The 24,127-nt window shown below is 69.2% G+C and carries 18 protein-coding genes, 1 tRNA gene, 1 pseudogene and 1 riboswitch (1 of these 21 cut by a window edge); of the genes and pseudogenes, 9 read left to right on the top strand and 11 right to left on the bottom strand.

Annotated elements, in window-relative coordinates:
• From KRX52_RS15040 to KRX52_RS15030, 3 genes and pseudogenes are all read left to right on the top strand, one after another.
• Positions 1 to 3,035, top strand: a pseudogene (locus KRX52_RS15040) (Hpt domain-containing protein); it begins 4,324 nt to the left of the window's first position.
• Positions 3,028 to 4,050 (top strand): chemotaxis protein CheB, encoded by a 1,023-nt coding sequence (locus tag KRX52_RS15035; protein ID WP_217682536.1) that lies wholly within the window; start codon positions 3,028 to 3,030, stop codon positions 4,048 to 4,050. Before KRX52_RS15040 ends, KRX52_RS15035 begins: the two are co-directional and overlap by 8 nt.
• A 28-nt stretch (positions 4,051 to 4,078) precedes the next feature.
• Positions 4,079 to 4,555: a chemotaxis protein CheW gene (locus KRX52_RS15030; RefSeq protein ID WP_217682535.1), complete on the top strand. Its 477-nt coding sequence runs from the start codon at positions 4,079 to 4,081 to the stop codon at positions 4,553 to 4,555.
• Positions 4,556 to 4,615: 60 nt separating this feature from the next.
• Here KRX52_RS15030 and KRX52_RS15025 read toward each other — a convergent pair whose 3' ends face one another.
• Both KRX52_RS15025 and KRX52_RS15020 read right to left on the bottom strand, forming a co-directional pair.
• Entirely contained in the window at positions 4,616 to 5,335 is a 720-nt protein-coding gene (locus tag KRX52_RS15025; protein WP_217682534.1) for a 16S rRNA (uracil(1498)-N(3))-methyltransferase, read from the bottom strand.
• Between the two features lie 106 nt (positions 5,336 to 5,441).
• Complete coding sequence (locus KRX52_RS15020) at positions 5,442 to 6,848, bottom strand: adenosylmethionine--8-amino-7-oxononanoate transaminase (protein WP_217682533.1); 1,407 nt, start codon at positions 6,846 to 6,848, stop codon at positions 5,442 to 5,444.
• 191 nt (positions 6,849 to 7,039) lie between these two features.
• Here KRX52_RS15020 and KRX52_RS15015 point away from each other — a divergent pair, with 191 nt between their 5' ends.
• The 3 genes from KRX52_RS15015 to KRX52_RS15005 all read left to right on the top strand — a co-directional run bounded on the left by KRX52_RS15015 (position 7,040) and on the right by KRX52_RS15005 (position 8,955).
• Positions 7,040 to 7,594 carry a cytochrome b gene (locus tag KRX52_RS15015; RefSeq protein WP_217682532.1) on the top strand — a complete coding sequence of 185 codons (555 nt, stop codon included), beginning with the start codon at positions 7,040 to 7,042 and terminating at the stop codon, positions 7,592 to 7,594.
• A gap of 26 nt (positions 7,595 to 7,620) precedes the next feature.
• On the top strand, positions 7,621 to 8,196 hold the full coding sequence (locus tag KRX52_RS15010) for a YceI family protein (protein WP_217682531.1): 576 nt from the start codon (positions 7,621 to 7,623) through the stop codon (positions 8,194 to 8,196).
• 120 nt (positions 8,197 to 8,316) lie between these two features.
• Positions 8,317 to 8,955 (top strand): potassium channel family protein, encoded by a 639-nt coding sequence (locus KRX52_RS15005; protein WP_217682530.1) that lies wholly within the window; start codon positions 8,317 to 8,319, stop codon positions 8,953 to 8,955.
• 66 nt (positions 8,956 to 9,021) lie between these two features.
• On the opposite strand, the gene rhlE2 is transcribed toward KRX52_RS15005, so the two are convergent.
• The 3 genes from rhlE2 to KRX52_RS14990 all read right to left on the bottom strand — a co-directional run bounded on the left by rhlE2 (position 9,022) and on the right by KRX52_RS14990 (position 13,571).
• The gene (rhlE2, locus tag KRX52_RS15000) at positions 9,022 to 10,968 is read right to left on the bottom strand and encodes an RNA helicase RhlE2 (RefSeq protein WP_217682529.1); all 1,947 of its coding nucleotides are present in this window, start codon (positions 10,966 to 10,968) and stop codon (positions 9,022 to 9,024) included.
• A 200-nt stretch (positions 10,969 to 11,168) separates the two neighbouring features.
• The gene (gene metF / locus KRX52_RS14995) at positions 11,169 to 12,014 is read right to left on the bottom strand and encodes a methylenetetrahydrofolate reductase [NAD(P)H] (protein ID WP_217682528.1); all 846 of its coding nucleotides are present in this window, start codon (positions 12,012 to 12,014) and stop codon (positions 11,169 to 11,171) included.
• 150 nt (positions 12,015 to 12,164) lie between these two features.
• Positions 12,165 to 13,571 carry an adenosylhomocysteinase gene (locus KRX52_RS14990; protein WP_217682527.1) on the bottom strand — a complete coding sequence of 469 codons (1,407 nt, stop codon included), beginning with the start codon at positions 13,569 to 13,571 and terminating at the stop codon, positions 12,165 to 12,167.
• 8 nt (positions 13,572 to 13,579) lie between these two features.
• A riboswitch (S-adenosyl-L-homocysteine riboswitch) is annotated at positions 13,580 to 13,704 on the bottom strand.
• Between the two features lie 267 nt (positions 13,705 to 13,971).
• On the opposite strand from KRX52_RS14990, the gene KRX52_RS14985 reads away from it, so the two are divergent.
• On the top strand, positions 13,972 to 14,418 hold the full coding sequence (locus tag KRX52_RS14985; protein WP_217682526.1) for a c-type cytochrome: 447 nt from the start codon (positions 13,972 to 13,974) through the stop codon (positions 14,416 to 14,418).
• 9 nt (positions 14,419 to 14,427) lie between these two features.
• On the opposite strand, the gene ligB is transcribed toward KRX52_RS14985, so the two are convergent.
• The 6 genes from ligB to KRX52_RS14955 form a co-directional block, all read right to left on the bottom strand.
• Positions 14,428 to 16,119 carry an NAD-dependent DNA ligase LigB gene (gene ligB / locus KRX52_RS14980; RefSeq protein ID WP_217682525.1) on the bottom strand — a complete coding sequence of 564 codons (1,692 nt, stop codon included), beginning with the start codon at positions 16,117 to 16,119 and terminating at the stop codon, positions 14,428 to 14,430.
• Between the two features lie 143 nt (positions 16,120 to 16,262).
• Entirely contained in the window at positions 16,263 to 17,546 is a 1,284-nt protein-coding gene (gene dctM / locus KRX52_RS14975) for a C4-dicarboxylate TRAP transporter large permease protein DctM (protein ID WP_217682524.1), read from the bottom strand.
• Positions 17,543 to 18,175 (bottom strand): TRAP transporter small permease, encoded by a 633-nt coding sequence (locus KRX52_RS14970; protein ID WP_217682523.1) that lies wholly within the window; start codon positions 18,173 to 18,175, stop codon positions 17,543 to 17,545. Before KRX52_RS14970 ends, dctM begins: the two co-directional genes overlap by 4 nt.
• A gap of 180 nt (positions 18,176 to 18,355) precedes the next feature.
• Positions 18,356 to 19,363, bottom strand: coding sequence for a C4-dicarboxylate TRAP substrate-binding protein DctP (gene dctP, locus KRX52_RS14965; RefSeq protein WP_217682522.1), 1,008 nt, complete (start codon positions 19,361 to 19,363; stop codon positions 18,356 to 18,358).
• Positions 19,364 to 19,663: 300 nt separating this feature from the next.
• Entirely contained in the window at positions 19,664 to 21,046 is a 1,383-nt protein-coding gene (locus tag KRX52_RS14960; protein ID WP_217682521.1) for a sigma-54-dependent transcriptional regulator, read from the bottom strand.
• On the bottom strand, positions 21,043 to 22,857 hold the full coding sequence (locus KRX52_RS14955) for a sensor histidine kinase (RefSeq protein ID WP_217682520.1): 1,815 nt from the start codon (positions 22,855 to 22,857) through the stop codon (positions 21,043 to 21,045). Before KRX52_RS14955 ends, KRX52_RS14960 begins: the two co-directional genes overlap by 4 nt.
• A gap of 234 nt (positions 22,858 to 23,091) precedes the next feature.
• Between KRX52_RS14955 and KRX52_RS14950 the strand changes: the two genes are divergently transcribed.
• Both KRX52_RS14950 and KRX52_RS14945 read left to right on the top strand, forming a co-directional pair.
• Complete coding sequence (locus tag KRX52_RS14950) at positions 23,092 to 23,919, top strand: TlpA disulfide reductase family protein (RefSeq protein WP_217682519.1); 828 nt, start codon at positions 23,092 to 23,094, stop codon at positions 23,917 to 23,919.
• 58 nt (positions 23,920 to 23,977) lie between these two features.
• Positions 23,978 to 24,053 (top strand) — tRNA-Thr (locus KRX52_RS14945).
• The last annotated feature ends 74 nt before the right edge of the window (positions 24,054 to 24,127 follow it).

The raw sequence follows: 24,127 nt of genomic DNA, 5'->3' as shown, positions 1-24,127 counted from the left end.
AAGCCACGGCCGAGCCTGCCGTTTTTGCGCCAGCGGCGGCCGAATGGCCGGAGCTGGCTTTCGACGCCCCGGTCGAGCCGCCGCAAGCCCCGTCGCTGGGTGGCGGCGCCAGCCAGTTCGCCCCGGCCGTGCAGGCGCATGCCGTCCAGGCCGCCGAGGTTGTCGAGCGCGATCCGGAGCTGGTACAGATTTTCCTCGAGGAAGGCTTCGACATCCTCGACTCGGCCAGCGAGGCGTTGCAGCAGTGGATTGCCGAGGGCGGCAAGGGTGCCGGTCTCGAAGCCCTGCAGCGCGATCTGCATACCCTCAAGGGTGGTGCGCGGATGGCCGAGATCGCTGAAGTCGGCGATCTGGCCCACGAGCTGGAGTTCCTCTACGAAGGGCTCGCCGACGGCCGCCTGCCGGCGGAGCGCGCGCTGTTCGGCTTGTTGCAGGAAAGTCACGACCAGCTGGCGCTGATGCTCGAGGCGCTGCGCAACGACGAGGCGCTGCCGGACGGCGCGCAGCAGATCGAGGCGATTAGCCGCTTCCGCCGCCAGGCGCAGCAGAGCGCCGACGCCCGCCAGGCTGCGGCCTTCGAGTTGTCAGTGCCCGAGTCCGAGCCCGAGGTGCTGGTCGAGGCGCCGGCGGAGTTGCCGCAGCCGGCCGAGCCGGAGCAGGCTGTCGAGCCTGCCGCGGCCCCGGCGGGCGATGCGCGGTCCGAGTACGTCACCCCGGCGCTGAGCGACAGCGAAGTCCTGCCGCTGTTCCTCGAAGAGGCCGGCGATCAGCTGGAGTCTCTGCAGGCGGCACTGCGCCGCTGGGAAAGCAGCGGTGCGGCGCCGGTGGACGAGTTTCTCCGCGTGCTGAACACCCTCAAGGGCGGTGCGCTGCTGGCCGGCCAGCAGCATCTCGGCGCGCTGAGCGAGCAGCTCGCGCAGCGCCTGGGCGAAGCGGGCGGCGCGAGCGCCGAGCTGGACGACCTGCTCCCCGAGGTGCAGGCCGGTTACCAGCGTCTGCTGGTCGACGTCGAGCGGCTGCGTGGAGCCGGGTTGGTCGAGGAGGCTGCCGCTACCTCGCCAGCACCGGTCGCGCCGCTGGCCGTCAAGGTCGAGCCGCTGGTGCAGCAACTGGTCGCGACCCGCCTGGTGCCGCGCAAGATCCTGCCCTTCGTCCAGCGGGCCCAGCAGGAGGCGGCCGAAGCCGCCGCCAAGCGTGCCCCGCAGGAGCTGGTCAAGGTGCCGGCCGAGTTGCTCGAAGCCCTGGTCAACCTCGCTGGTGAGACCTCGATCTTCCGCGGCCGGGTCGAGCAGCAGGTCAACGATACCGCCTTCACGCTCGGCGAGATGGAAGCGACCATCGAGCGGGTGCGCGACCAGTTGCGGCGTCTGGACACCGAGACCCAGGCGCAGATTCTCTCGCGCTACCAGGCCGAGGGGGAGCGTGCCGGCTACGAGGACTTCGACCCGCTGGAAATGGACCGCTACTCGCAACTGCAGCAGCTATCGCGTGCGCTGTTCGAGTCCGCGTCCGACTTGCTCGACCTCAAGGAAACCCTCACCGCGCGCAACCGCGATGCGGAAACCCTGCTGCTGCAACAGGCGCGGGTCAACACCGAGCTGCAGGAAGGCCTGATGCGTACCCGCATGGTGCCCTTCGATCGCTTGGTGCCGCGTCTGCGCCGCATCGTCCGGCAGGTGGCCGGCGAGCTGGGCAAGCAGGTCGAGCTGGTGGTGCACAACGCCGAAGGCGAGATGGACCGCAGCGTGCTGGAAGGCATGGTGGCGCCGCTGGAGCACATGCTGCGCAACGCCGTCGACCATGGCATCGAGCCGCTGGACGTGCGCCGCGCCGCGGGCAAGCCCGATGCCGGCACCATCCGCCTGAGCCTGAGCCGCGAGGGTGGCGACATCCTGCTGACCCTGGCCGACGATGGCGGCGGCGTTAACATCGCCGCGGTGCGCCGCAAGGCCATCGAGCGTGGCCTGATGGCGGCCGATGCCGACCTGTCGGACTACGAGGTGCTGCAGTTCATCCTCGAGGCTGGTTTCTCCACCGCCGCCAAGGTCACCCAGATCTCCGGGCGCGGGGTCGGCATGGACGTGGTGTCCGCCGGCGTCAAGCAGCTCGGCGGTACGGTCAGCATCGACTCGGCCAGCGGCCGGGGTACGCGCTTCCTGGTCCGCCTGCCGTTCACCGTGTCGGTCAACCGCGCGCTGATGGTGCTCTCCGGCGAGGACCTCTACGCCATCCCGCTGAACACCGTCGAAGGTATCGTGCGCATCCCGCCGTACGAGCTGGAGGCCTACTATCAGCCGAACTCGCCGCGCTTCGAATATGCCGGCCAGCAGTATCAGGTCAAGTACCTTGGCGAGCTGCTCAACAATGGCCAGCGGCCCAAGCTGAACGGGCAGAGCCTGCCGCTGCCGGTCATTCTGGTGCGTTCGGCCGAATACGCCACGGCAGTTCAGGTGGACAGCCTGGCCGGCTCGCGCGAGATCGTGGTGAAGAGCCTGGGCGCGCAGTTCTCCGCCGTGCACAGCATCTCCGGCGCGACCATTCTCGGCGATGGCCGGGTGGTGGTGATTCTCGACCTGCTGGCCGCCCTGCGTGCCCGCCATGCCCAGCAGCTGCCGCGGCATGCCGGCGCCGCGCAGCTCGAGCACGAGAGCAGCAAGCAGCGCCCGCCGCTGGTCATGGTGATCGACGACTCGGTCACCGTGCGCAAGGTGACCACCCGTCTGCTGGAACGCAACGGCATGGACGTGGTGACGGCCAAGGACGGGGTGGATGCCATCGCCCAGCTGCAGGAAATCGTGCCGGACGTCATGCTGCTGGACATCGAGATGCCCCGCATGGACGGCTTCGAGGTGGCCACCCTGGTGCGTCACGACGAGCGGCTCAAGGGGGTGCCGATCATCATGATCACCTCGCGGACCGGCGATAAGCACCGCGAGCGCGCCCTGGCCATCGGGGTCAACCAGTACCTCGGCAAGCCGTACCAGGAGTCGGTGCTGCTGGAGAACATCCTGCAGCTGGTGCCGCGCCATGACTGAACGTAGCAGCGGTCGCGTGGCGGTCATCGCCGATACCTCTCTGCAGCGCCATGTGCTGCAGCAGACCCTGCTCGCCAACGGTTATCAGGTGCTGCTCAACAGCGATCCTCTGCGCCTCGAGGGCGAGCAGCTGAGCGCCTGCTCACCGGATCTGTGGCTAGTCGATCTGGCGCAGCTGGAGGATTCGCCGCTGATCGACCAGTTGCTCGAGCAGGCCACGGTGCCCGTGCTGTTCGGCGAGGGGCAGGCTCCGGAGCGCCACTCCGAGCACTACCCGCGCTGGGAGCGGCGGTTGCTCGGCAAGCTCAAGCGCCTGGTGGGCGACCCGGCCCGTGCGGTCGGTCCGAGCCTGGAGGTGTTGCTCAATCAAGGGCAGCGCCCCGCGCGGCTCAATCTGCCGGATGCGCTGGCCAGCACGCCGCTGGCTGCCGGCGAGCCGGCGCGCCAGGTCTGGCTGCTGGCGGCTTCGCTGGGTGGTCCGGAAGCGGTCAAGGAGTTCCTCGATGCCCTGCCCGGCGGCCTGCCGCTGGGCTTCGTGTATGCCCAGCACATCGACGCCTCGTTCGAGCAGCGCCTGCCGCAGGCGGTCGGTCGCCACAGTCAGTGGCCGGTCAACCTGGCCCGTGCCGGCGACTGGGTGCGCTACGGTGAGGTGGTGGTGGCGCCGATCGGCCAGGAGCTGAGCTTCGACGAGGACGGCCGCATGCGCGTCGGTCCGCGCCCCTGGCCGGAGCCCTACAGTCCCTCGATCGACCAGATGATGCTCAACCTGGCCCAGCAGTTCCCGTCCTGCTGCGGCGTCATTGCCTTCAGCGGCATGGGCAGCGACGGCAGTGCAGCGGCGGCCTACGTGCTGCGCAAGGGGGGCCTGATCTGGACCCAGGCGGCCGACAGCTGCGCCTGCCCGAGCATGCCCGACAGCCTGCGCGAAGGTGGTTACAGCAGTTTCAGCGCGTCGCCGCGCGAGTTGGCCGAAGCGCTGGTGGCGCGGTTGGCCGAGCAGTACGACCAGTGATCCGCGCCGCCGTTTTCAGGAGTCAGGCATGAACCAAGCCCCCGCAGCCGGCACCACGCCGCAAACCCTCAGCAGCCTGTTGCTGCCCCTGACCGATCGCACCCTGCTGGTGCCCAGCGTGGCGCTGGCCGAACTGATCAACCAGCGCCCGGCCGAGCCGCGGATCGGTGTGCCGGACTGGTATCTGGGCGACATCATCTGGCGCGACCTGCGCCTGCCGCTGCTGTCCTTCGAGACCGCCTCGAGTGGCACGCCGCCGGCGGCGCCGGCGCCCGGCGCGCGCATCGCGGTGATCAACGCCCTCGGTGGTCGGCCGCACCTGAAGTTCTTCGCCCTGCTGGTGCAGGGCATTCCGCGGCCGCACAAGCTCGACGCCAGCCTGGCGCCTGCCGGCGCACCGCTGGCTGCGCTGGAGCTGGACTCGGCACAGGTGGAGGGGGGCGTGGCGAGAATCCCCGACCTGGTCGGGCTGGAGCAGAAACTGGCGGATATCGGCCTGATCTGAGGCGCTCGACCGCTGAGCAAGCAACAGGCCCGCCGCGCGCGGGCCTGTTCGTTTGCGATCCTAGAAGTCGCCCCACAGCTGCTGCGCCACGCTGAGCGCCACCACCGGTGCGGTTTCGGTGCGCAACACCCGCGGGCCGAGGCGGGCGGCGTGATAGCCGGCGCGTTGTGCCTGCTGCACCTCGGCCGCGGACAGGCCGCCCTCCGGCCCGATCAGGAACGCCAGGGATTGCGGGCGGGAATGGCTGGCCAGCGCCTCGGCTACCGGGTGCAGCACCAGCTTCAACTCGGCTTCGGTCTGCGCCAGCCAGTCGGCCAGCACAACGGGCGCATGGAGGGTCGGCAGCACCGAGCGGCCGCACTGCTCGCAGGCGCTGATGGCGATCTGCCGCCAGTGGGCCAGGCGCTTGTCGGCACGTTCGTCCTTCAGGCGTACCTCGCAGCGCTCGCTGACCAGCGGGGTGATCTCGGTGACGCCCAGCTCGGTGGCTTTCTGGATCGCCCAGTCCATGCGCTCGCCGCGGGACAGGCCCTGGCCCAGGTGAATACGCAGCGGCGACTCGGCCAGGCCGGGGCGTTCCTCGCGCAGCTCGACCTGCACGCTTTTCTTGCCCACCTCGACCAGTTCGCCGACGAATTCCTGGCCGCTGCCGTCGAACAGCTGCAGCGAATCGCCGACGGCAAGGCGCAGCACGCGGCCGATGTAGTGGGCCTGGGCCTCCGGCAGCGCATGGCGGCCAAGGGCGAGGGGAGCGTCGATGAAGAAACGGGAGAGGCGCATGGGCGTGAACGATCGGCAGGGAAAGCGCAGAGTTTAACCGCAGGGTGCGCCGAGTGCACCGCAGCCGGCCGCAGCATCTTGCGATGCCGCGTGCGCCGCCTCGGGATCAGCCCGGATCGCGGAACTCGGCCGGCGCGCCGGCCGGCACCGCGACGCTGACGCGGGGGCGGGTGGCCCGGTCGATGCCTTCGCTGGCCACCTCGGCGAGGAAGTCGATCTGCTCGGGGGTGATCACGTAGGGCGGCAGGAAGTACACCACGCTGCCCAGCGGGCGCAGCAGGGCGCCGCGCGACAGCGCATGCTGGTAGACCGCCATGCCGCGCCGTTCCTGCCACGGATAGGGCGTCTTGCCCGCCTTGTCCTGGACCATCTCGATGGCCAGGGCCATGCCGGTCTGGCGGACCTCGGCGACATGCGGATGCTCGGCGAGGTGGGCGCAGGCGCGGCCCATGTGCGTGGCCAGCGCCCGGTTGCTGTCGATGACGTTGTCTTCTTCGAAGATGTCCAGGGTGGCCAGGGCGGCGGCGCAGGCCAGCGGGTTGCCGGTGTAGGTGTGCGAGTGGAGGAAGGCGCGCAGGGTGGCGTAGTCGGCGTAGAACGCCTGGTACACGGTGTCGGTGGTGAGCACCGCGGCCATCGGCAGGTAGCCGCCGGTCAGCGCCTTGGACAGCACCAGGAAGTCGGGGGTGATGCCGGCCTGCTCGCAGGCGAACATGCTGCCGGTGCGGCCGAAGCCGACGGCGATCTCGTCGTGGATCAGGTGCACCTGGTAGCGGTCGCAGGCCTCGCGCAGCAGCTGCAGGTAGATGGGATGGTACATGCGCATGCCGCCGGCGCCCTGGATCAGCGGCTCGACGATCACCGCGGCGATCTCCCGGTGATGCTCGGCGAGGGTCTGTTCCATGTGGGCGAACATGGTCCGCGAATGCGCCTCCCAGCTGACCCCTTCCGGGCGATGGTAGCAGTCCGGGCTGGGCACCTTGAGGGTGTCCAGCAGCAGCGGCTTGTAGGTGTCGGTGAACAGCGCCACGTCGCCCACCGACATCGCCGCTACGGTCTCGCCATGGTAGCTGTTGGTCAGGGTGACGAAGCGCTTCTTGCCCTCGTGGCCGCAGTTGCGCCAGTAGTGGAAGCTCATCTTCAGCGCCACCTCGATGCCCGAGGAGCCGTTGTCGGCGTAGAACACTCGCTCCAGCCCGGCAGGGGTGATCCGTACCAGCCGCTCGGACAGCTCAATCACCGGCTGATGGCTGAAGCCGGCCAGCATCACGTGCTCGAGCTGGTCGAGCTGGGCCTTGATCCGCGCGCTGATGCGCGGATTGGCATGGCCGAACACGTTGACCCACCAGGAGCTGACCGCGTCCAGGTAGCGCTTGCCGTCAAAGTCCTCCAGCCATACGCCCTCGCCGCGACGGACCGGGATCAGCGGCAGCTGCTCGTGATCCTTCATCTGCGTACAGGGGTGCCAGAGCACGGCAAGGTCGCGCTCCATCCACTGCTGGTTGCGGCTCATCGGCGGTTCTCCTCGGGCGGGATCGGGCAGGGCGCACAGTTTAGCCCCGTCCGCCCCGGGATGAGCAGGACGTTGACGTGATTGCCGGGCAAGGTATCGATATTCTGGATGTCTTTGACGCAAAATTTGCGCTTTATATCGATGGGTTTGTTGTTAGTCTTGCCTTCACGCGTTTAACGGGAATCCTTCTCATGCAATGGCGCAATTCCGCCCGGCGTTACGGGCTGATCAGCATTCTCCTCCACTGGGGCGTCGCCCTGGCGGTGTTCGGCCTGTTCGGCCTCGGTCTGTGGATGGTCGGCCTCGACTACTACAGCAGCTGGTACCGCCGTGCGCCCGAGCTGCACAAGGGCATCGGCATCCTGCTGCTGCTCGCCATGCTGCTGCGCCTGCTCTGGCGTCTGGCCAGCCCGCCGCCCGCGGCGCTGGCCAGCTACAGCGCGCTGACTCGCCGCGGCGCTGCGCTGGTGCACGGCCTGCTGTACCTCGGCCTGTTCGTCCTGATGCTCTCCGGCTACCTGATCTCCACCGCCGACGGCCGCGCCATCGAGGTGTTCGGCTGGTTCAGCGTGCCCGCCACCCTGAGCGGCGTGGACGGCCAGGAAGACCTCGCCGGTGTCGTGCACCGCTGGCTGGCCTGGGGCCTGGTCGGTCTGGCCGCCCTGCATGCCCTGGCCGCGCTCAAGCACCACTTCATCGATCGCGACGCGACCCTGAGCCGCATGCTCGGTCGCGAGCGCGACTGAATCCTCACCTGCAACGGAGTATCCCCATGCTGAAGAAGTCCCTGCTCGCCCTGAGCCTCGGTTCCCTGCTGTTCGGCGCCCAGGCCATGGCCGCCGACTACAAGATCGACAAGGAAGGCCAGCATGCCTTCGTCAACTTCAAGATCAGTCACCTCGGCTACAGCTGGCTGTACGGCACCTTCAAGGACTTCGACGGCAGCTTCAGCTTCGACGCCGCCAAGCCCGAGGCGAGCAAGGTCAAGGTCGAGCTGAACACCGCCAGCGTCGACTCCAACCACGCCGAGCGCGACAAGCACTTGCGCAGCGCCGACTTCCTCAACGTCGCCAAACACCCGACCGCGACTTTCGAGTCGACCAGCGTGAAGTCCACCGGCGCAGGCAGCGCCGACATCACCGGCAACCTGACCCTCAACGGCGTGACCAAGCCGGTGGTGATCGCCGCCAAGTTCGTCGGCGAAGGCGACGACCCGTGGGGCGGCTACCGCGCCGGTTTCGAGGGCAGCACCAAGCTCAAGCTGAAGGACTTCGACATCCAGAAGGACCTCGGCCCGGCGTCCCAGGACGTCGAGCTGATCATCTCGGTGGAAGGCGTGCGCCAGTAAGCTGCGCTACCCTGCTGCAACGCCGCTCCTCGGGGCGGCGTTGTCGTTTGTGGGCGGCTGGACGCCGCGGGTTGCCTTCTGCAGACTCGCCTCACCCTGCATCTTCCCGGGCTGCTACGTGTGAACGAAATCCTGCTGCGCTACCGCTTTCGCCTGCTGCTGGTCGCCAGCGTCCTGCTGACCCTGGTGATGGGCTGGCCCGCGCCGCCGCTGTGGCTGGAGTGGGGCTGCCTGCTCGGCCTGGTGCTGGCGGGGATCAACACCCTGCGCCACAAGCGCCTGTTCCAGCAGCTGGCGCTGCTGATCGGCATGGGCAACCTGCTGTTGCTCAGCCTCGATCAGCTGATTGTGCTGCCGCAGGCGCTGAGCGACGGCCTGGGACTGATCGCCTTCTACCTGCTGCTCTGCGCCACCCTGTTCCACCGCGTCACCGGCGAGCGGCCGGTGACCAAGGAGCTGCTCTATGGCCTGTGTGCGCTCTACCTGCAGCTGGGCCTGGCCTTCGCTTTCGCCTACCAGGTGGTCAGCGGGCTGGTGCCGGGGGCGTTCAACAGTGTGGACAAGCTGCTGCTGGACGACTTCGTCTACTACAGCCTGGCGACCCTTACCACGGTAGGTTACGGCGACATCCATGCCATCGCGCCCGCGGCGCGGCTGCTGGCCGGGGCCGAGGCGGTGATGGGGGTGATGTTCATTGCCCTGCTGGTGGCGCGCAGCCTGGCACTGATGCATGAGGAGGAGGACGACGAGGAGCCGTAAGGCGCTTGTTGCCCGCACAGCAAAACGCCGACCCTGGGGTCGGCGTTTTGCGTGGTGCGGCAGGCCTTACTTGTTGCGGGTCAGCAGGGCCGGCTTCTCGCTGCGTACGCGGCTTTCCTGCTCGAGCTGCTCGAGCTGCTCGGCGGTGGGCAGACGGTCGCTGCGCGAGGGCTTGTGCACGATCACCGGCTGGGTGTCGCGGCTGCCGCGCACCGCCGGCTCGCTCAGCGGCAGCTCGCGCAGCAGGCTGTCGCGCGAACGCTGGCCGATGTCGCGTGGCGCGCGGCCCTTGCCGCCGCCGTTGTTCTGCCGAGCCCCGGCCGGCTTGCCGGCGTTGTTGCGCGGTGCTGCTGCCGGACGCGCTGCGCCAGCGGCACTGGCGGCAGTGCCAGCAGTGCCAGCCGGACGACGCCCGCCACGGCCCTGGTTCTTGCCCTGGTAGGGGCTGACGTACTCGACGCTGTTGCCGAAGTTGTCGTACTCGTCGTCGAGGAAGGCTTCCGGATCGCGGTCGGGGCGGGTAGGCAGCGGCAGTTCGCCGGGCGCCAGCTGGATGGCCGCCGGCTTGCTGCTGCGCCGCTCGTCGCGGCCCGCACCTTGCTGGCTGCCGCCGCGGCGATTGCGCGACTTGTCGCCGGCCTGGCCGCTGCTGGCGTCAGCGCGCGGCGGACGCTCGGCGCGCGGCTTGCTGGCGCTCTGCTCGCTGCGTGCGGGCTGGGCGGGCTTGTCGGCCTTGGGCTTGTCGCTGCGCTCGCCGCGTGCCGGACGCTCCTTGCGCTCGCTGGGCAGGTCCTTGCGGCCACGGCCATGGGCCGGACGCGGCGGACGCTCGTCGCTGTCGGCCGGGCCGGCGTCAACCACCTGGCTGGGGTCGAAGCCCTGCATGTCGCCTTCCGGGATGCGCTGCTTGGTCAGACGCTCGATGGCCTTGAGCAGCTTGTCCTCGTCCGGGGATACCAGCGAGACCGCCTCGCCGCTGCGCCCGGCACGGCCGGTCCGGCCGATGCGGTGGACGTAGTCTTCCTCGACGTTGGGCAGCTCGTAGTTGACCACGTGCGGCAGCTGGTCGATGTCCAGGCCGCGGGCGGCGATGTCGGTGGCCACCAGGATGCGCACCGCGTTGGCCTTGAAGTCGGCCAGCGCCTTGGTGCGCGCGTTCTGGCTCTTGTTGCCGTGGATCGCGGCGGCCGGCAGGCCCTGCTTGCACAGGTACTCGGCCAGGCGGTTGGCGCCGTGCTTGGTGCGGGTGAATACCAGCACCTGCTCCCAGGCGCCGACGGTCACCAGGTGGGCGAGCAGGGCGCGCTTCTGGGTGGCGCCGATACGGAACATGCGCTGCTCGATGCGCTCCACCGTGGTGTTCGGCGGGGTCACCTCGATGCGCTCGGGGTTGTGCAGCAGCTTGCCGGCGAGGTCGGTGATGTCCTTGGAGAAGGTTGCCGAGAACAGCAGGTTCTGGCGCTTGCTCGGCAGCTTGGCGAGCACCTTCTTGACGTCGTGGATGAAGCCCATGTCGAGCATGCGGTCGGCTTCGTCGAGGACGAGGATTTCCACCCGCGACAGGTCGATGGCCTTCTGGTTGGCCAGGTCGAGCAGGCGGCCGGGGCAGGCCACCAGCACGTCGATGCCCTTGGCCAGGGCCTGGACCTGCGGGTTCATGCCGACCCCGCCGAAGATGCAGGCGCTTTTCAGCGGCAGGTCGCGGGCGTACAGCTTGAAGCTGTCATGCACCTGGGCGGCCAGTTCGCGGGTCGGCGTCAGTACCAGCACGCGCGGCTGTTTGGGCGCGTGGCGGTGTTCGCGGTCGGGGTGGCCGTTGGGGAACAGCAGTTCGAGGACCGGCAGGGCAAAGCCGCCGGTTTTGCCGGTGCCGGTCTGCGCGGCGACCATCAGGTCGCGACCCTGCAGGGCGGCGGGAATGGCGCGTTGCTGCACCGGAGTGGGCTGGGTGTAGCCGGCGGCCTCGAGGGCGCGGGCCAGGGCCTCGGAGAGACCGAGGGAAGTAAAGGACATGCGGGGTTCCTGTTTCATGTCGGCAACCCGCCGACTCGGGGGGGATCGGCCCGGCAGTTGGCCGGTGGATCCCGCGCGCATCATCATCGGCTGCGAACAGGGCGCAGGTCAGACCTGCGCCCCCGCCCGACGGCCACCGCCCTGCGCTGGGTGGTGGTCTGGACGGAGGTCCGTAGCATTGTGAGCCGGAAGGCTCGGCCTCAGCGGGGTAGCTTGAGGTTGTTCCAGATCGCCAGGCTCGGTTCGGCCTGGTTCAGGGTGTAGAAGTGCAGGCCGGGAGCACCGCCGGCGAGCAGTCGCTCGCTCATTTCGGTCACCACGGTCTCGCCGAATGCCTGGATGCTGTCCAGATCGTCGCCGTAGGCTTCCAGCTGCTTGCGGATCCAGCGCGGAATCTCGGCGCCGCAGGCGTCGGAGAAGCGTGCCAGCTTGCTGTAGTTGGTGATGGGCATGATACCCGGAGTGATCGGTATTTCGACACCCAGTTTGCGCACGCGTTCCACAAAGTAGAAATAGCAGTCGGCGCTGAAGAAGTACTGGGTGATCGCGCTGTCGGCGCCGGCGCGGGCCTTGCGCACGAAATTGAGCAGATCATCCTCGAAACTGCGCGCCTGCGGGTGCACTTCCGGATAGGCGGCAATCTCGATGTGGAAGTGGTCGCCGGTTTCGCTGCGGATGAACTCCACCAGCTCGTTGGCGTAGCGCAGCTCGCCGCTGGCCATGCCCATGCCCGAGGGCAGGTCGCCGCGCAGGGCGACGATGCGCTGGATTCCCGCGTTCTTGTACAGGTTGAGCAGTTCGCGCAGCTCGGCCTTGCTGTCGCCGACGCAGGACAGGTGCGGCGCGGTCGGCACCTTCACCTCGCCGTCCAGCTGCAGCACGGTGTTCAGCGTACGGTCGCGGGTCGAGCCACCGGCACCGTAGGTGCAGGAGAAGAAATCGGGATGGTAGCCGGCCAGCTGGCGGGCCACGGTCATCAGCTTTTCGTGCCCGGCATCGGTCTTGGTCGGGAAGAACTCGAAGCTGTAGCGGCGTTCCTGGGACATGGAGTCGATCCGTTCAGACGTAGGGTGCGCGATGCGCACCAAGGTAATCATCGCTGCGGATGGTGCGCATGGCGCACCCTACGATGTGTCCGTTTGGCTTGGCAGCGGGTGGAAAACCGCAGAGTGCGGTTTCCACCCTACGGCGGCGTATCAGTAACGATAGGCGTCCGGCTTGAACGGGCCTTCGGCGTTGACGCCGATGTACTCGGCCTGTTTGGCGGTGAGGCGGGTGACCACGCCACCGAAGCCCTTGACCATTTCCAGCGCCACTTCCTCGTCGAGCTTCTTCGGCAGCAGTTCGACGCTGATGCGCGCGGCCTTGTCGGCGGCCGGCAGATCGGCGAAGCGCGCGCCGTACAGGTGGATCTGCGCCAGCACCTGGTTGGCGAACGAGCCGTCCATAATCCGGCTCGGGTGGCCGGTGGCGTTGCCCAGGTTCACCAGGCGGCCTTCGGACAGCAGGATCAGGTAGTCGTCGTTGTGCGCATCGAAGCCGTCCTTGCCGGTGCGGTGGATCTTGTGCACCTGTGGCTTGACCTCTTCCCAGGCCCAGTTGGCGCGCATGAAGGCGGTGTCGATCTCGTTGTCGAAGTGACCGATGTTGCACACCACGGCGCGCTTCTTCAGTGCCTTGAGCATGCCGGCGTCGCAGACGTTGACGTTGCCGGTGGTGGTGACGATCAGGTCGATCTTGCCCAGCAGGGCGCGGTCGATGCTGGCTTCAGTGCCGTCGTTCTCGCCGTTCAGGTACGGGGAAACCAGCTCGAAGCCGTCCATGCACGCCTGCATGGCGCAGATCGGGTCGATTTCGCTGACCTTGACGATCATGCCTTCCTGACGCAGCGACTGGGCGGAGCCCTTGCCGACGTCGCCATAGCCGATCACCAGCGCCTGCTTGCCGGACAGCAGGTGGTCGGTGCCGCGCTTGATGGCGTCGTTGAGGCTGTGGCGGCAGCCGTACTTGTTGTCGTTCTTGCTCTTGGTCACCGCGTCGTTGACGTTGATCGCCGGGACTTTCAGGCTGCCGGCCTTGAGCATGTCGAGCAGGCGGTGCACGCCGGTGGTGGTTTCCTCGGTCACGCCGTGGATCTTGTCCAGCATCGCCGGGAAGCGCTCGTGGAGGATCTGGGTCAGGTCACCGCCGTCGTCCAGCACCATGTTGGCGTCCCACGGCTGGCCGTCCTTGAGGATGGTCTGCTCGATGCACCATTCGTACTCTGCCTCGGTCTCGCCCTTCCAGGCGAACACCGGGATGCCGGCGGCGGCGATGGCCGCGGCGGCCTGGTCCTGGGTGGAGAAGATGTTGCAGGACGACCAGCGTACTTCGGCGCCGAGGGCGACCAGGGTCTCGATCAGCACCGCGGTCTGGATGGTCATGTGGATGCAGCCGAGGATCTTGGCACCCTTCAGCGGCTGCTGGGCCGCGTACTTGTGGCGCAGGCCCATCAGGGCCGGCATCTCGGACTCGGCGATGATGATCTCGCGACGGCCCCAAGCGGCCAGTTCAATGTCGGCAACCTTGTAATCGGCAAAAGCAGCGCTCATGCGTATCTCCATTCGTGATGTGCGAATGGGCGCCGTTGAAGTCAGGAACGGCTGCGCAGTGCATGCCGTGGCGACAGCCCGTCCGAGCCTGACAGGGGGCCGGTGCGACGACCGGCGATGACCTGCTGCAGCGCCCCTCGGACGGGAGGCGGGTGCGGCCGTGGGCCGCGAAGAGTGCAGATTATAGCGGCGTCGGCGGCTGCGCCCAAGCTTTGTAGTACACAGACCGGCAGGAGCCAGCTTGCTGGCGCTCCATTGTCGGCAGCAGAACACCGCCGGCAAGCTGGCTCCTACAGGCGATCGGCGCTGCCTGCGGCGTGCCGACACGCCCGGTTACGCCGCGCAGGCTTGGCCGGTGCCGGCGATGCGCGGATACTGTCGCGCGCTTACCGATCCGCAGCCGAGAATAGCCATGATTGCCCGTACCCTGCTTCTGCTGGCCCTGAGCGGCCTGACCCTGACCGCCTGCGACCGCGTCGATCCGAATTCGCCGCTGGGCCAGCGGCAGGCGCTGTTCAAGCAGATGCTCAACACCAGCGAAGACCTCGGCGGCATGCTGCGCGGCCGCATCGGCTTCGACGCCAAGGAATTTGCCGCCGGAGCGACCCAGCTCGACCAGCTGGCGCGCCAGCCGTGGCAGCACTTCCCGCAGGTGCGCGAGGAGGACAGCAGCGCCCGCGACGAGGTCTGGCAGCGCCAGGAGCGCTTCCAGCAGCTGGCCCGCGACCTAGAGGCGAGCACTGCCGCGCTGGTCGCCGCCACCACCCAGGCGCCGCTCAAGGCTGCCGCGCTGGTCGCGCCGGTCGACCGCGTGGAAAAGGCCTGCAAGGCCTGCCACGAGGAATTCCGCGTCTACTGATCGGCTCGCTCAGAATCCGGCCACGCCCGCCGCCTGCAGGCGCGTGCGCAGCGCGTTCACCTCGGGGTGGGCGAGGAACGTGGCCAGGCTCACGGCCTGGCGATGGCTGGCGCCGGCCTTCTGCCAGTCGGCCGCGCTGCGCGCGGCCAGCGTCGTCCAGTCCGCCGCCAGCCGGGCACTGCCGCTGGGCGGCAAGCCCAGCGCCCCGAGCCAGCTGACGAACGGCCGCTGGCGGGCGCCCTGCAGGCTGCGCCAGACCGTGCCGGCCCGCGCCGCGCCGAAGCCGGGCAGTGCCGCCAGCTGCGCCTCGCTGAGCTCCAGCCAGTCGGCCAGCCCGTCCAGCCGTCCCGAGTCCTGCAGCGCCTGCCAGGTGCCCGCGCCGATGCCGGCCAGGGCCAGGCCCTGGCGCCCGCCGAGCCACACCAGGCGCGCGTGGAACTGTCCGGCACAACCCGGCTCGCTGGCCCGCCAGCAGCTCAGCGGGTGATGGCGCGCCGGGTCCGGCACGTCCAGCGCCACGCGTTCGGCCGCCTGCCAGACCACGCCGTCCAGGCGCGGGATGCTCTGTCCGGCCAGACGCAGCGCAATCTGGTCGCCGGGGCGGATATCCAGCTGCCGCCAGCGCGTGAGCGAGCCGGCGCTGACCCGGGCGATGCGCCGGTCGTCCAGCTGCAGCGGGACCAGGTGCAGCAGCGGCGTGATGCGCCCACGGCGGCCGATGCGAAACTCCACCGTGCGCACCTCGGCCAGCGCCTGCGCCGCCGGGTACTTCCACGCCACCGCCCAGTGCGGCGGCTGCGCCTGCCAGCGCGCGGCCGGAGGACGGGTGCCGTGGCGGATGACGATGCCGTCGCTGGCGAACGGCAGCGCCTGGCGATACCACTGCTCGCGCCAGCGGGCGACATCGGCGGCCTGCTGCACGGGCTGGGTGTAGGCGGGGCTGTCGAAGCCCAGCCGGCGCAGCCCGGCTAGCCGTTCCTGCATGGTTGGCGGACCGTCCGGCCAGTCCCAGACGAACAGGCCGATGCCGGCGCCTTCCGCGCGGCTCAGCGCCTGGCGGGCGAGTAGGCCGGCGACCTTGCCGCGGGCCCCGGCGCCGCCGCTCGCCGCCTGCACATGGCGGTCGAGGCGCCAGTACAGCTCGCCGTGCAGCAGCAGGCGGCCGGGGCCGCTGTCCAGCTGCGCGGGAATGGCGGCGATCTGCCGGGCGCTGGCGGTCCAGTCCTGGCCGTGGCGACCGTCGCCGCGACTGATCGCCTGGACCAGCGCGCCGTCCTGATAGACCAGGCTGACCGCCACGCCATCGACCTTGGGCTGCACCCACAGATCGTCTTGCCCGGCGACCCAGGCTTCCAGCGCCGCCGGGTCGGCGAGCTTGGCCAGGCCGGTGTGCGCCACCGGATGGGCTAGCGGTCCGGCCGCCGCGGCCAGCGCCTGCGGCGTGCGGGCCGCGGCGGGAAAGCACTGGCTCCACTGTTCGAGACGGGCGCGGGCTTGGTCGTAGAGGGCGTCGTCGACCAGCGCCCGGCCGTCGCGGTGGTAGGCCGCATCCCAGCGCTCGATCTGGCTGGCCAGCGCCGGCAGTTCGCGGGCGGCGCGCTCCGCCGACCAGTCCGGGCAGGCAGCGTGGGCAACGGGGAGGGGCGGCAGGGCCAGCGCCACGAGGGCAGCCGGCAGCGCGCGCAACAGGCGGCGGGGCATGGGGTGAGCGTCCTTGCTCGGGAGAGAGCGGCCAGCTTAGGGGGATCGGCGGGAGCCGGCTGTGCGCTGGCGCCGCTTTTCGCCGGACAAAAAAAGACCCGGCAGCGCCGGGTCGAATGCCTTTCAAGCCTACCGCGGAAAACTCAGCTCATCCCCAGCCACTCGGGCAGTGCCAGGGAGATCGCCGGCACGTAGGTGATGATCAGCAGGAAGCCGAGCAGCAGCATCAGCCACGGCATGGCGGCGCGGATCACCGCGGTGACCGGCATGCCGGTGACCGCCGAGGTGACGAACAGGTTGAGGCCGACCGGCGGAGTGATCAGGCCGATCTCCATGTTCACCACCATGATGATGCCCAGGTGCACCGGGTCAATGCCCAGCTGCACGGCGATGGGGAACAGGATCGGTGCGAGGATCAGGATGATCGCCGAGGGCTCCATGAAGGCGCCGGCCACCAGCAGCACCAGGTTCACCACTAGCAGGAACACCCAAGGCTGCAGGCCGGCGTCCATCACCCAGGCGGTGATGGTCTGCGGGATCTGCTCGGTGGTCAGCACGTGGGCGAACAGCATGGCGTTGGCGATGATGAACATCAGCATGATGCTCAGCTTGGCCGACTCGAGGATCACCTTCGGGCACTCGCGCAGGGTCATGTCCTTGTACACGAACAGGGCGACGAAGGCCGAGTACACCGCGGCCACCGCGGCGGCCTCGGTGGGGGTGAACATGCCCGAGTAGATGCCACCGAGGATGATCACCATCAGCAGCAGGCCCCACACCGCCTTGCGCGCGGCGCCCAGCCACTCGCCGAAGGTGGCGCGCGGCAGCGCCGGCAGGTTCTTCTTCACCGCGATGATGTAGATCGCCACCATCAGCACTGCGCCGAGCAGCACGCCCGGCACCACGCCGGCCATGAACAGCTTGCCGACCGAGGTCTCGGTGGCGGCGGCGTACACCACCATCACCACCGACGGCGGGATGAGGATGCCCAGGGTGCCGGCGTTGCAGACGATGCCGGCGCCGAACGCCTGCGGGTAGCCGGAGCGCACCATGCCGGCGATGGCGATGGAGCCGACCGCGGCGACGGTGGCCGGCGAGGAGCCGGACAGCGCGGCGAACAGCATGCAGGCGAACACTGCGCCGATCGCCAGGCCGCCGCGGATGTGGCCGACGCAGGCGTTGGCGAAGTCGATCAGCCGGCGGGCCACGCCGCCGGTGGTCATGAAGGCGCCGGCGAGCAGGAAGAACGGGATCGCCAGCAGGGTGTAGTGCTCGGACGTCTCGAACAGCTTGATCGCCAGCGAGCGCACCGAGTCCGGGCTGAACAGCATGATGGTCAGCGAGCCGGCCAGGCCGAGCGACACGGCGATCGGCACGCCGATCAGCATCAGCGCGAACAGGGCGAGGAACAGGAACAGGATGGTCATTTGTTCAGCTCCTGGTGATCGGTCAGCTTGACCGCCTCGGCGGCCTCGTCGGCCAGGCCCAGACCGGTCTGCTGGTGGCGCAGGATGCGCACGAAGATTTCCGCGAAGCGGATGAACACCATGGCGAAACCGACCGGCACGATCAGGCCGATGTGCCACTGCATTACGCCGAAGTGGCCGAGGTCCTCGGCGCCGATGGCGGCGTCGAACAGGGTTTTGACCCACTCGAAGCTGGCCACGCTGAGCAGGCCGGCGTAGCCCAGGCAGAACAGGCAGCCGAGCAGGCCGATGAGGCGCTGCACCGGCTTGCTGGCCAGCTTGACCAGCGCGTCGACGCCGATGTGGCCGGCGGTGCGCACGCCGTAGGCCAGGCCGAAGAAGATCAGCCAGGCGAACAGCGCCTTGGTCAGCGCGTTGCTCCAGGTCATCGCCTGGGCCAGGTCGAGGATGGCGTCGCCGATGGTGAAGAAGAAGTCGCTGGCGCCCTCGAAGCGCTCGGCCAGGTTGTAGAACAGCGTGTACAGGTTGTTGAGGATGACGTAGACGAACGTCACCAGGGTCATCGCCGCCAGCAGGAAGACGATGAAGCCTTCCTCGAAGCGATCCCAGACCAGGCGCAAGGCGTTCATGGCAGGTATCTCCGGTGGATGAAGCGCGGGGCGGATGCGGCTGCCAGGCTGCGTCCGCCCCGTTGGTGAAGCTTAGGAAGCGCTGAAGTAGTCGTCATTCCCGCGCAGGCGGGAATCCAGAAGGCCCTTGGCGTCTGGGCTCCCGCCTGCGCGGGGGCGCCGGCTTGCTCAGCGTCTTCCTCAGTTGGCTGCGTTGGCGGCTTCGGCGGCCTTGATCAGGTCGGCGCCGATATCGCCCTCGAACTTCTTCCACACCGGCTTCATCGCCTCACGCCACTTGGCACGCTGCTCGTCGTTGAGGGTGATGATCTCGGTGGTCTTGGCATCGAGGATGCGCTGCTTGTCGCCCTGGTTGAGGGCCTCGGCCTGCTTGTTCACCTCGACGCTGACCTCGCTCATGATCTTGCCCAGCTCGCCGCGCACGTCATCCGGCAGGCCGCTCCAGAACTTGGTGTTGGTGATCACCATGTAGTCCAGCACGCCGTGGTTGGTCTCGGTGATGTACTTCTGCACCTCGTGCATCTTCTGCGAGTAGATGTTCGAGTAGGGGTTCTCGGCGCCGTTGACCACGCCGGTCTGCAGGCCCTGGTAGACCTCGGCGAAGCTCATCTTGCGCGGGTTGGCGCGCACCGCCTTGAACTGCTCCTCAAGCACCTGCGAGGCCTGCACGCGGAACTTCAGGCCGCGGGCGTCCTTGGGCTCGTACAGCGCCTTGTTGGCCGACAGCTGCTTCATGCCGTTGTGCCAGTAGCCGAGGCCGGTGATGCCCTTGCTCTCCATGGAGGTCAGCAGGCCTTGGCCGGCGGGGCTGGCCTGGAAGCGGTCGACCGCGGCCATGTTGTCGAACAGGAACGGCAGGTCGAAAATCTGGATCGGCTTGGAGTAGTGCTCGAACTTGGCCAGCGAGGGGGCGATGATCTGCACGTCGCCGAGCATCAGGGCCTCCATTTCCTTGCCGTCGCCAAACAACGAGGAGTTCGGGTAGACCTCGACCTTGACCTTGCCCGCCAGACGCTCCTCGGCGAGTTTCTTGAACAGCAACGCGCCCTGGCCCTTGGGCGTGTTCTCTGCCACCACGTGGGAGAACTTGATCACGATCGGAGCGGTCGCAGACTCGGCAGCCTGAGCCAGACCGGCGACGGCGAGCGAGAGGGCGCAGGCGAGCGCCTTGGCAGTCAGCTTGAACATGCGGGACATCCTCGTTGTTATGTCATGCGGCGTGAAAGGCGTTACCTCGGCGGCGACCTGTCCGGCGCGGACAGCGACCGCATGCCGGCGGAGCGATCGGGCGCGAGATGCCTTGAGCTTAGCAACCGCTATGCCAGCGTGCTGGGAGGCCGCCGCGGCGGAACTCCTCAGACGGCGTCAGCCGCTCTGGCGCGAGGCTTGCAAGCAGGGGTTCGACTTTGGTCGAGGGGTGTCCGGCCGCGCCGCGCGCAGGCCGGGGCGGCGTGCGCGGGCGGGAAGAGGTGGCGGAAATCCGCCAGGTCAGTCGAGGTCGTCGTGCGGATTTCCGCCACTTTCGCCGAGGCTCAGGCCGTGCTTGCGCAACTTGTCGTGCAGGGTCTTGCGCGGCACGCCGAGGGCCTCGGCCAGGCTGCGCAGCGAGCTGTGGCCGTGGGCCAGTTCGGAGGTGATCAGGCTGCGCTCGAAGGCTTCCACCCGCGCCGCCAGGTTGCCCTCGGCGGGCAGCTCCGCGAGCACTTCGCCGAGACCGAGATCGAGGCCCAGGGCGAAGCGCTCGGCGACGTTCTGCAGTTCGCGCACGTTGCCCGGCCAGTTGTGCGTCAGCAGCGCGGCGCTCTGGCTGGCGTCCGGCTCGCGCAGTGGCAGGCCGTGGCGGTTGGCCGCCGCCTCGCAGAAATGGCGAAACAGCAGGCGCACGTCGTCGCCGCGCTCGCGCAGCGGCGGGATGCGCAGCGGCGCGACGTTGAGGCGGTAGTAGAGGTCGGCGCGGAAGCGCCCCTGGTCGGCGGCCTGGCGCAGGTCCTCCTTGGTCGCGGCGATGATACGGATGTCCAGCGGGATCAGCTGGTTGGAGCCGAGACGCTCGACCGCGCGCTCCTGCAGCAGGCGCAGCAGCTTGACCTGCACGTCGAGGCTCATGCTCTCGATCTCGTCGAGGAACAGGGTGCCGCCGTTGGCGAACTCGAACTTGCCGATGCGGCGCTTCTGCGCCCCGGTGAAGGCCCCGGCCTCGTGGCCGAACAGCTCGCTCTCCACCACCGACTCGGCCAAGGCGCCGGCGTTGATGGCCACGAACGGGCCGTCGCGGCGCGCCGACAGGTCGTGCAGCGCGCGCGCCACTACCTCCTTGCCGCTGCCGGTTTCGCCGAGGATCAGCACGTCGGCGTTGGTCCGCGCCAGCGCGGCGACCTGCTGGCGCAGCCGCACGATCTCCGGCGACAGGCCGATCAGCCGCCCCTCCAGCGCGTCGCGGCCGGACAGGGTCTGGCGCAACTGGCGGTTTTCCAGCACCAGGCGGCGCATCGCCAGGGCGCGGCGCACGCTGTCGAGCAGGGTGTCGCTGGGGAAGGGCTTCTCGAGGAAGTCCCAGGCGCCGGCGCGCATCGCCTGCACCGCCAGCGGCACATCGCCGTGGCCGGTGATCAGCAGCACCGGCAGCTCGGCGTCGCGGCCGTGCAGCTGCTCGAGCAGCTGCAGGCCATCGAGGCCGGGCATGCGGATGTCGCTGACCACCACCCCCGGCCAGTCGGCCGGCAGCGCGGCGGCCAGGCCGCGGGCGTCGCCCAGCGCCTGCACCGCGAGGCCGGCGAGATCGAGGGTCTGGCTCAGCGCCTGGCGCAGATGCGGGTCGTCGTCGATCAGCAGCACCTCGGTGCTGGCGGCGATCTCGGGAGCGGGACTCAAGGGCGATCCTCCGGGGACTGGGTGCCGATGCCGGCACTGGCCGGCAGCAGGTTGAGGGTGACCAGCGCGCCGCCGTCCGGGTGGTTGGCCAGCAGCAGCTCGCCGCCGAGGGCGCGGGTCAGCGTGTCGCAGATGGCCAGGCCGAGGCCGAGGCCACGGGCGGTGGTCTTGGTGGTGAAGAAGGGTTCGCGGGCGCGCGCCAAGGCTTCGGCGCTGAACCCCGGACCGTTGTCGCGCAGGCTCAGGCTGATCCTCCCGTCGCTCAGGGGCTGCGCACTCAGCCACAGACGCCGCGGCGGCGCCTTCTCGCTCATGGCGTCGAAGGCATTGGCCAGCAGGTTGCCGAGTACCTGGCGCAGGCGCGTCTCGCCGGCCTGCACCCACAGGGTGGCGTCCGGCAGGTCGCGCACCAGCTCCACCTCCAGCGCCCGGCGGCGCTGGGCGAGCAGGGCCAGGGCGTCGTCCAGTGCCGGCTGCAGGGCCACGGTTTCCGGCGCCTTGCGGTCGCGGCGGGCGAACGCCTTGAGATGGCTGATGATCGAGGCCATGCGCGCGGTCAGCTCGCTGATCAGCCGGAGGTTGCCGCGGGCGTCGTCGACACGGCCGTGATCGAGCAGTACGCCGGCGTTGTCGGCGTAGCTGCGGATCGCCGCCAGCGGCTGGTTGAGTTCGTGGCTGATGCTCGCCGACATGGTGCCCAGCGCCGACAGCTTGCCGGCCTGCACCAGCTCGTCTTGGGCGCGCACCAGTTCCTGTTGGGCCTGCTCGCGCTCGAGCACTTCCTGCTTGAGGCGCTCGGTCAGCGCCACCAGGTCCTCGGTGCGCTCGGCCACGCGCCGCTCCAGCTCCTGGCGGGCGCGGGCGTCGAGGGCCAGGCGTTCGAGCAGGTGGCGGCGCCGCTGCAGCAGCACGGCGAAAAGCAGCAGCAGGGTCAGCAGGCCGCCGCCGGCGATCAGCATCACGCTCTGCACCGGGCGCTCGACCAGGCTGCGCGGGGCGAGGATGCTCGCCGTCCAGCCGGTTTCGGCCAGGCTGCTGCTCTGGCGCAGCCAGTCCTGCTCCACCAGCGCCAGCGGCTGCGGGTCCTGGGTCGGGTAGGGCAGGTTGGCGGCGATCTCCGCACGCTCGGCGGCACTCAGCGCGCGGGTGGCGCGGAACCGCCACTCCGGGCGCGAGGTGAGGATCACCACGCCGTGGGCGTCGGTCACCAGCAGCTGTTCGGGCGTGCTGCCGAGCAGGGTTTCGGTGTGGTCGAGATCGACCTTGACCACCAGCACGCCGAGCACCTGGTCGCCGTCGCGCACCGCGGCGGCGAAGAAGTAGCCGCGCTTGCCCGAGGTGGTGCCGAGGCCGAAGAACCGCCCCGGGCGCCCGGCTAGCGCCTCGCGGAAGTACGGGCGGAAGGCGAAGTTGCGCCCGACGAAGGCGTCGGACTCGCGCCAGTTGGACGCCGCCAGGGTCTGGCCGGCCGGCGTCATCAGATAGATCACCTCGGCGCCGCTCTGTTCGCGCACCCGCGCGAGCAGCTGGTTGGCGGCGCCGACGCTGTCGGCGTCTTCAGGGGCGCGCAGGGCGCCGCGCAGGGCCGGCAGGTCGCCCATGATGTGCGGCAGCGCCTCGTAGCGGCGCAGGGTGCCGCGCAGGTTGGCGACGTACAGCTCGAGGGTCTGCGCGCTCTGCTCGGCCACCCGCTCCTGGTAGTAGCGCATGGCCAGATGCTCGATCGGCCACAGCAGCGGCGCCAGCAGCAGGGCGAGCAGGACCAGGGTGCGCCAGCGCGGGCGATGGAACAGGTTGAGCGTGCGGGCCATGGCGGATGTCGGCAGGGAGTCTGCCGGCATTATGCGGTGCCCGGTCTGCGCCGGCCAGACAGGCGGGCGCCCAGGCCGAGGCCGGCGCTGAGCAGGATGCGGATGGACCGTCCTCGCCGGTCATTTCCGGTAACCGCCCCGGGCTGGCTCCGCTACGCGCAGCGGGCGAAGATGACCGCCCGAATCGCTTCAAGAAGGATGCCCGATGCCACCGCCTGCCGCCCTGGAGTGCCGATGCTGACCCTCGATCTCGGCCCGCTGGCCTTGCCGGTGCGCTCCATGCTGTTGCTGCTGGCCTTTGCCGTGGCCTGGGGCTGCGGCTGGTGGGTGGGGCGCCGGCACGCGGCCGACCCCGAGCCCGCGCTGTTCGCCATGCTGCTCGGCGGCCTCATGCTGGCGCGGCTAGCCTTCGTCGCCCAGTACGCCGGCGACTACGCGGCCGCGCCCTGGCAGATGCTGGACATCCGCGACGGCGGCTTCCTGGCGCTGCCCGGCCTGTGCGGCGCGCTGCTGGTCGGCCTCGGCTACGCCTGGCGGCGCCCCGTGCTGCGCCGTCCGCTGGCGGTCGGCATGCTGGCCGGCGGCCTGCTCTGGGGCCTCGGCAGCCTGGCCCTGCAACAGCTCGAGCGCGGCAGCCGGCTGCCCGAACTGCTCCTCCACGACCTCGCCGGCCGCCCGGTGCCCCTGGCCGAACTGGCCGGCCAGCCGCTGGTAGTCAACCTGTGGGCCAGCTGGTGCCCGCCGTGCCGTCGCGAGATGCCGGTGCTGCTGGCCGCTCGGCAGGGTAATCCCGGCGTGCGCTTCCTGCTGGTCAACCAGGGCGAAGGCGCCGCCGAGGTGGCGCGCTTCCTCGCCGCGCAGGGCCTGAGCGAGCGCGACGTGCTGCTCGACAGCGGCAACCGTCTCGGCCAGTTCGCCGGCTCGCGCGCCCTGCCGACCACCCTGTTCTATGCTGCCGACGGCCAGCTGCGGCACAGCCACCTGGGCGAGCTGTCCACCGCGAGCCTGAAACATGCTCTTCAATTTGTGCGACCGACCTCAGCGAACGATGCAACGCACTGAGGATTCAGGCATTTTCCGGTTTACTCCGCCGCCCCAGCCGCTATAATCCCGACCCATTGCCGGTATAGCTCAGCTGGTAGAGCAACTGACTTGTAATCAGTAGGTCCCGGGTTCGATTCCTGGTGCCGGCACCATCTAAATCAAGGCTCGCAGCGATGCGGGCCTTTTTAGTTTCTGGAGCGGGCTAACACCGGGCTAACACTGGTGG

The sequence above is a fragment of the Geopseudomonas aromaticivorans genome (genome assembly GCF_019097855.1).
GTDB classification, from domain to species: Bacteria; Pseudomonadota; Gammaproteobacteria; order Pseudomonadales; family Pseudomonadaceae; genus Geopseudomonas; species Geopseudomonas aromaticivorans.
This window is presented reverse-complemented; position numbering and strand designations above follow the sequence as displayed.

Bases quoted from the DNA above. Each gene is read 5' to 3' on its own strand.
- KRX52_RS15035 (WP_217682536.1), top strand. From the start codon at position 3,028: ATGACTGAACGTAGCAGCGGTCGCGTGGCGGTCATCGCCGATACCTCT.
- KRX52_RS15030 (WP_217682535.1), top strand. From the start codon at position 4,079: ATGAACCAAGCCCCCGCAGCCGGCACCACGCCGCAAACCCTCAGCAGC.
- KRX52_RS15025 (WP_217682534.1), bottom strand. From the start codon at position 5,335: ATGCGCCTCTCCCGTTTCTTCATCGACGCTCCCCTCGCCCTTGGCCGC.
- KRX52_RS15020 (WP_217682533.1), bottom strand. From the start codon at position 6,848: ATGAGCCGCAACCAGCAGTGGATGGAGCGCGACCTTGCCGTGCTCTGG.
- KRX52_RS15015 (WP_217682532.1), top strand. From the start codon at position 7,040: ATGCAATGGCGCAATTCCGCCCGGCGTTACGGGCTGATCAGCATTCTC.
- KRX52_RS15010 (WP_217682531.1), top strand. From the start codon at position 7,621: ATGCTGAAGAAGTCCCTGCTCGCCCTGAGCCTCGGTTCCCTGCTGTTC.
- rhlE2 (WP_217682529.1), bottom strand. From the start codon at position 10,968: ATGTCCTTTACTTCCCTCGGTCTCTCCGAGGCCCTGGCCCGCGCCCTC.
- metF (WP_217682528.1), bottom strand. From the start codon at position 12,014: ATGTCCCAGGAACGCCGCTACAGCTTCGAGTTCTTCCCGACCAAGACC.
- KRX52_RS14990 (WP_217682527.1), bottom strand. From the start codon at position 13,571: ATGGAGATACGCATGAGCGCTGCTTTTGCCGATTACAAGGTTGCCGAC.
- KRX52_RS14985 (WP_217682526.1), top strand. From the start codon at position 13,972: ATGATTGCCCGTACCCTGCTTCTGCTGGCCCTGAGCGGCCTGACCCTG.
- ligB (WP_217682525.1), bottom strand. From the start codon at position 16,119: ATGCCCCGCCGCCTGTTGCGCGCGCTGCCGGCTGCCCTCGTGGCGCTG.
- dctM (WP_217682524.1), bottom strand. From the start codon at position 17,546: ATGACCATCCTGTTCCTGTTCCTCGCCCTGTTCGCGCTGATGCTGATC.
- KRX52_RS14970 (WP_217682523.1), bottom strand. From the start codon at position 18,175: ATGAACGCCTTGCGCCTGGTCTGGGATCGCTTCGAGGAAGGCTTCATC.
- dctP (WP_217682522.1), bottom strand. From the start codon at position 19,363: ATGTTCAAGCTGACTGCCAAGGCGCTCGCCTGCGCCCTCTCGCTCGCC.
- KRX52_RS14955 (WP_217682520.1), bottom strand. From the start codon at position 22,857: ATGGCCCGCACGCTCAACCTGTTCCATCGCCCGCGCTGGCGCACCCTG.
- KRX52_RS14950 (WP_217682519.1), top strand. From the start codon at position 23,092: ATGCTGACCCTCGATCTCGGCCCGCTGGCCTTGCCGGTGCGCTCCATG.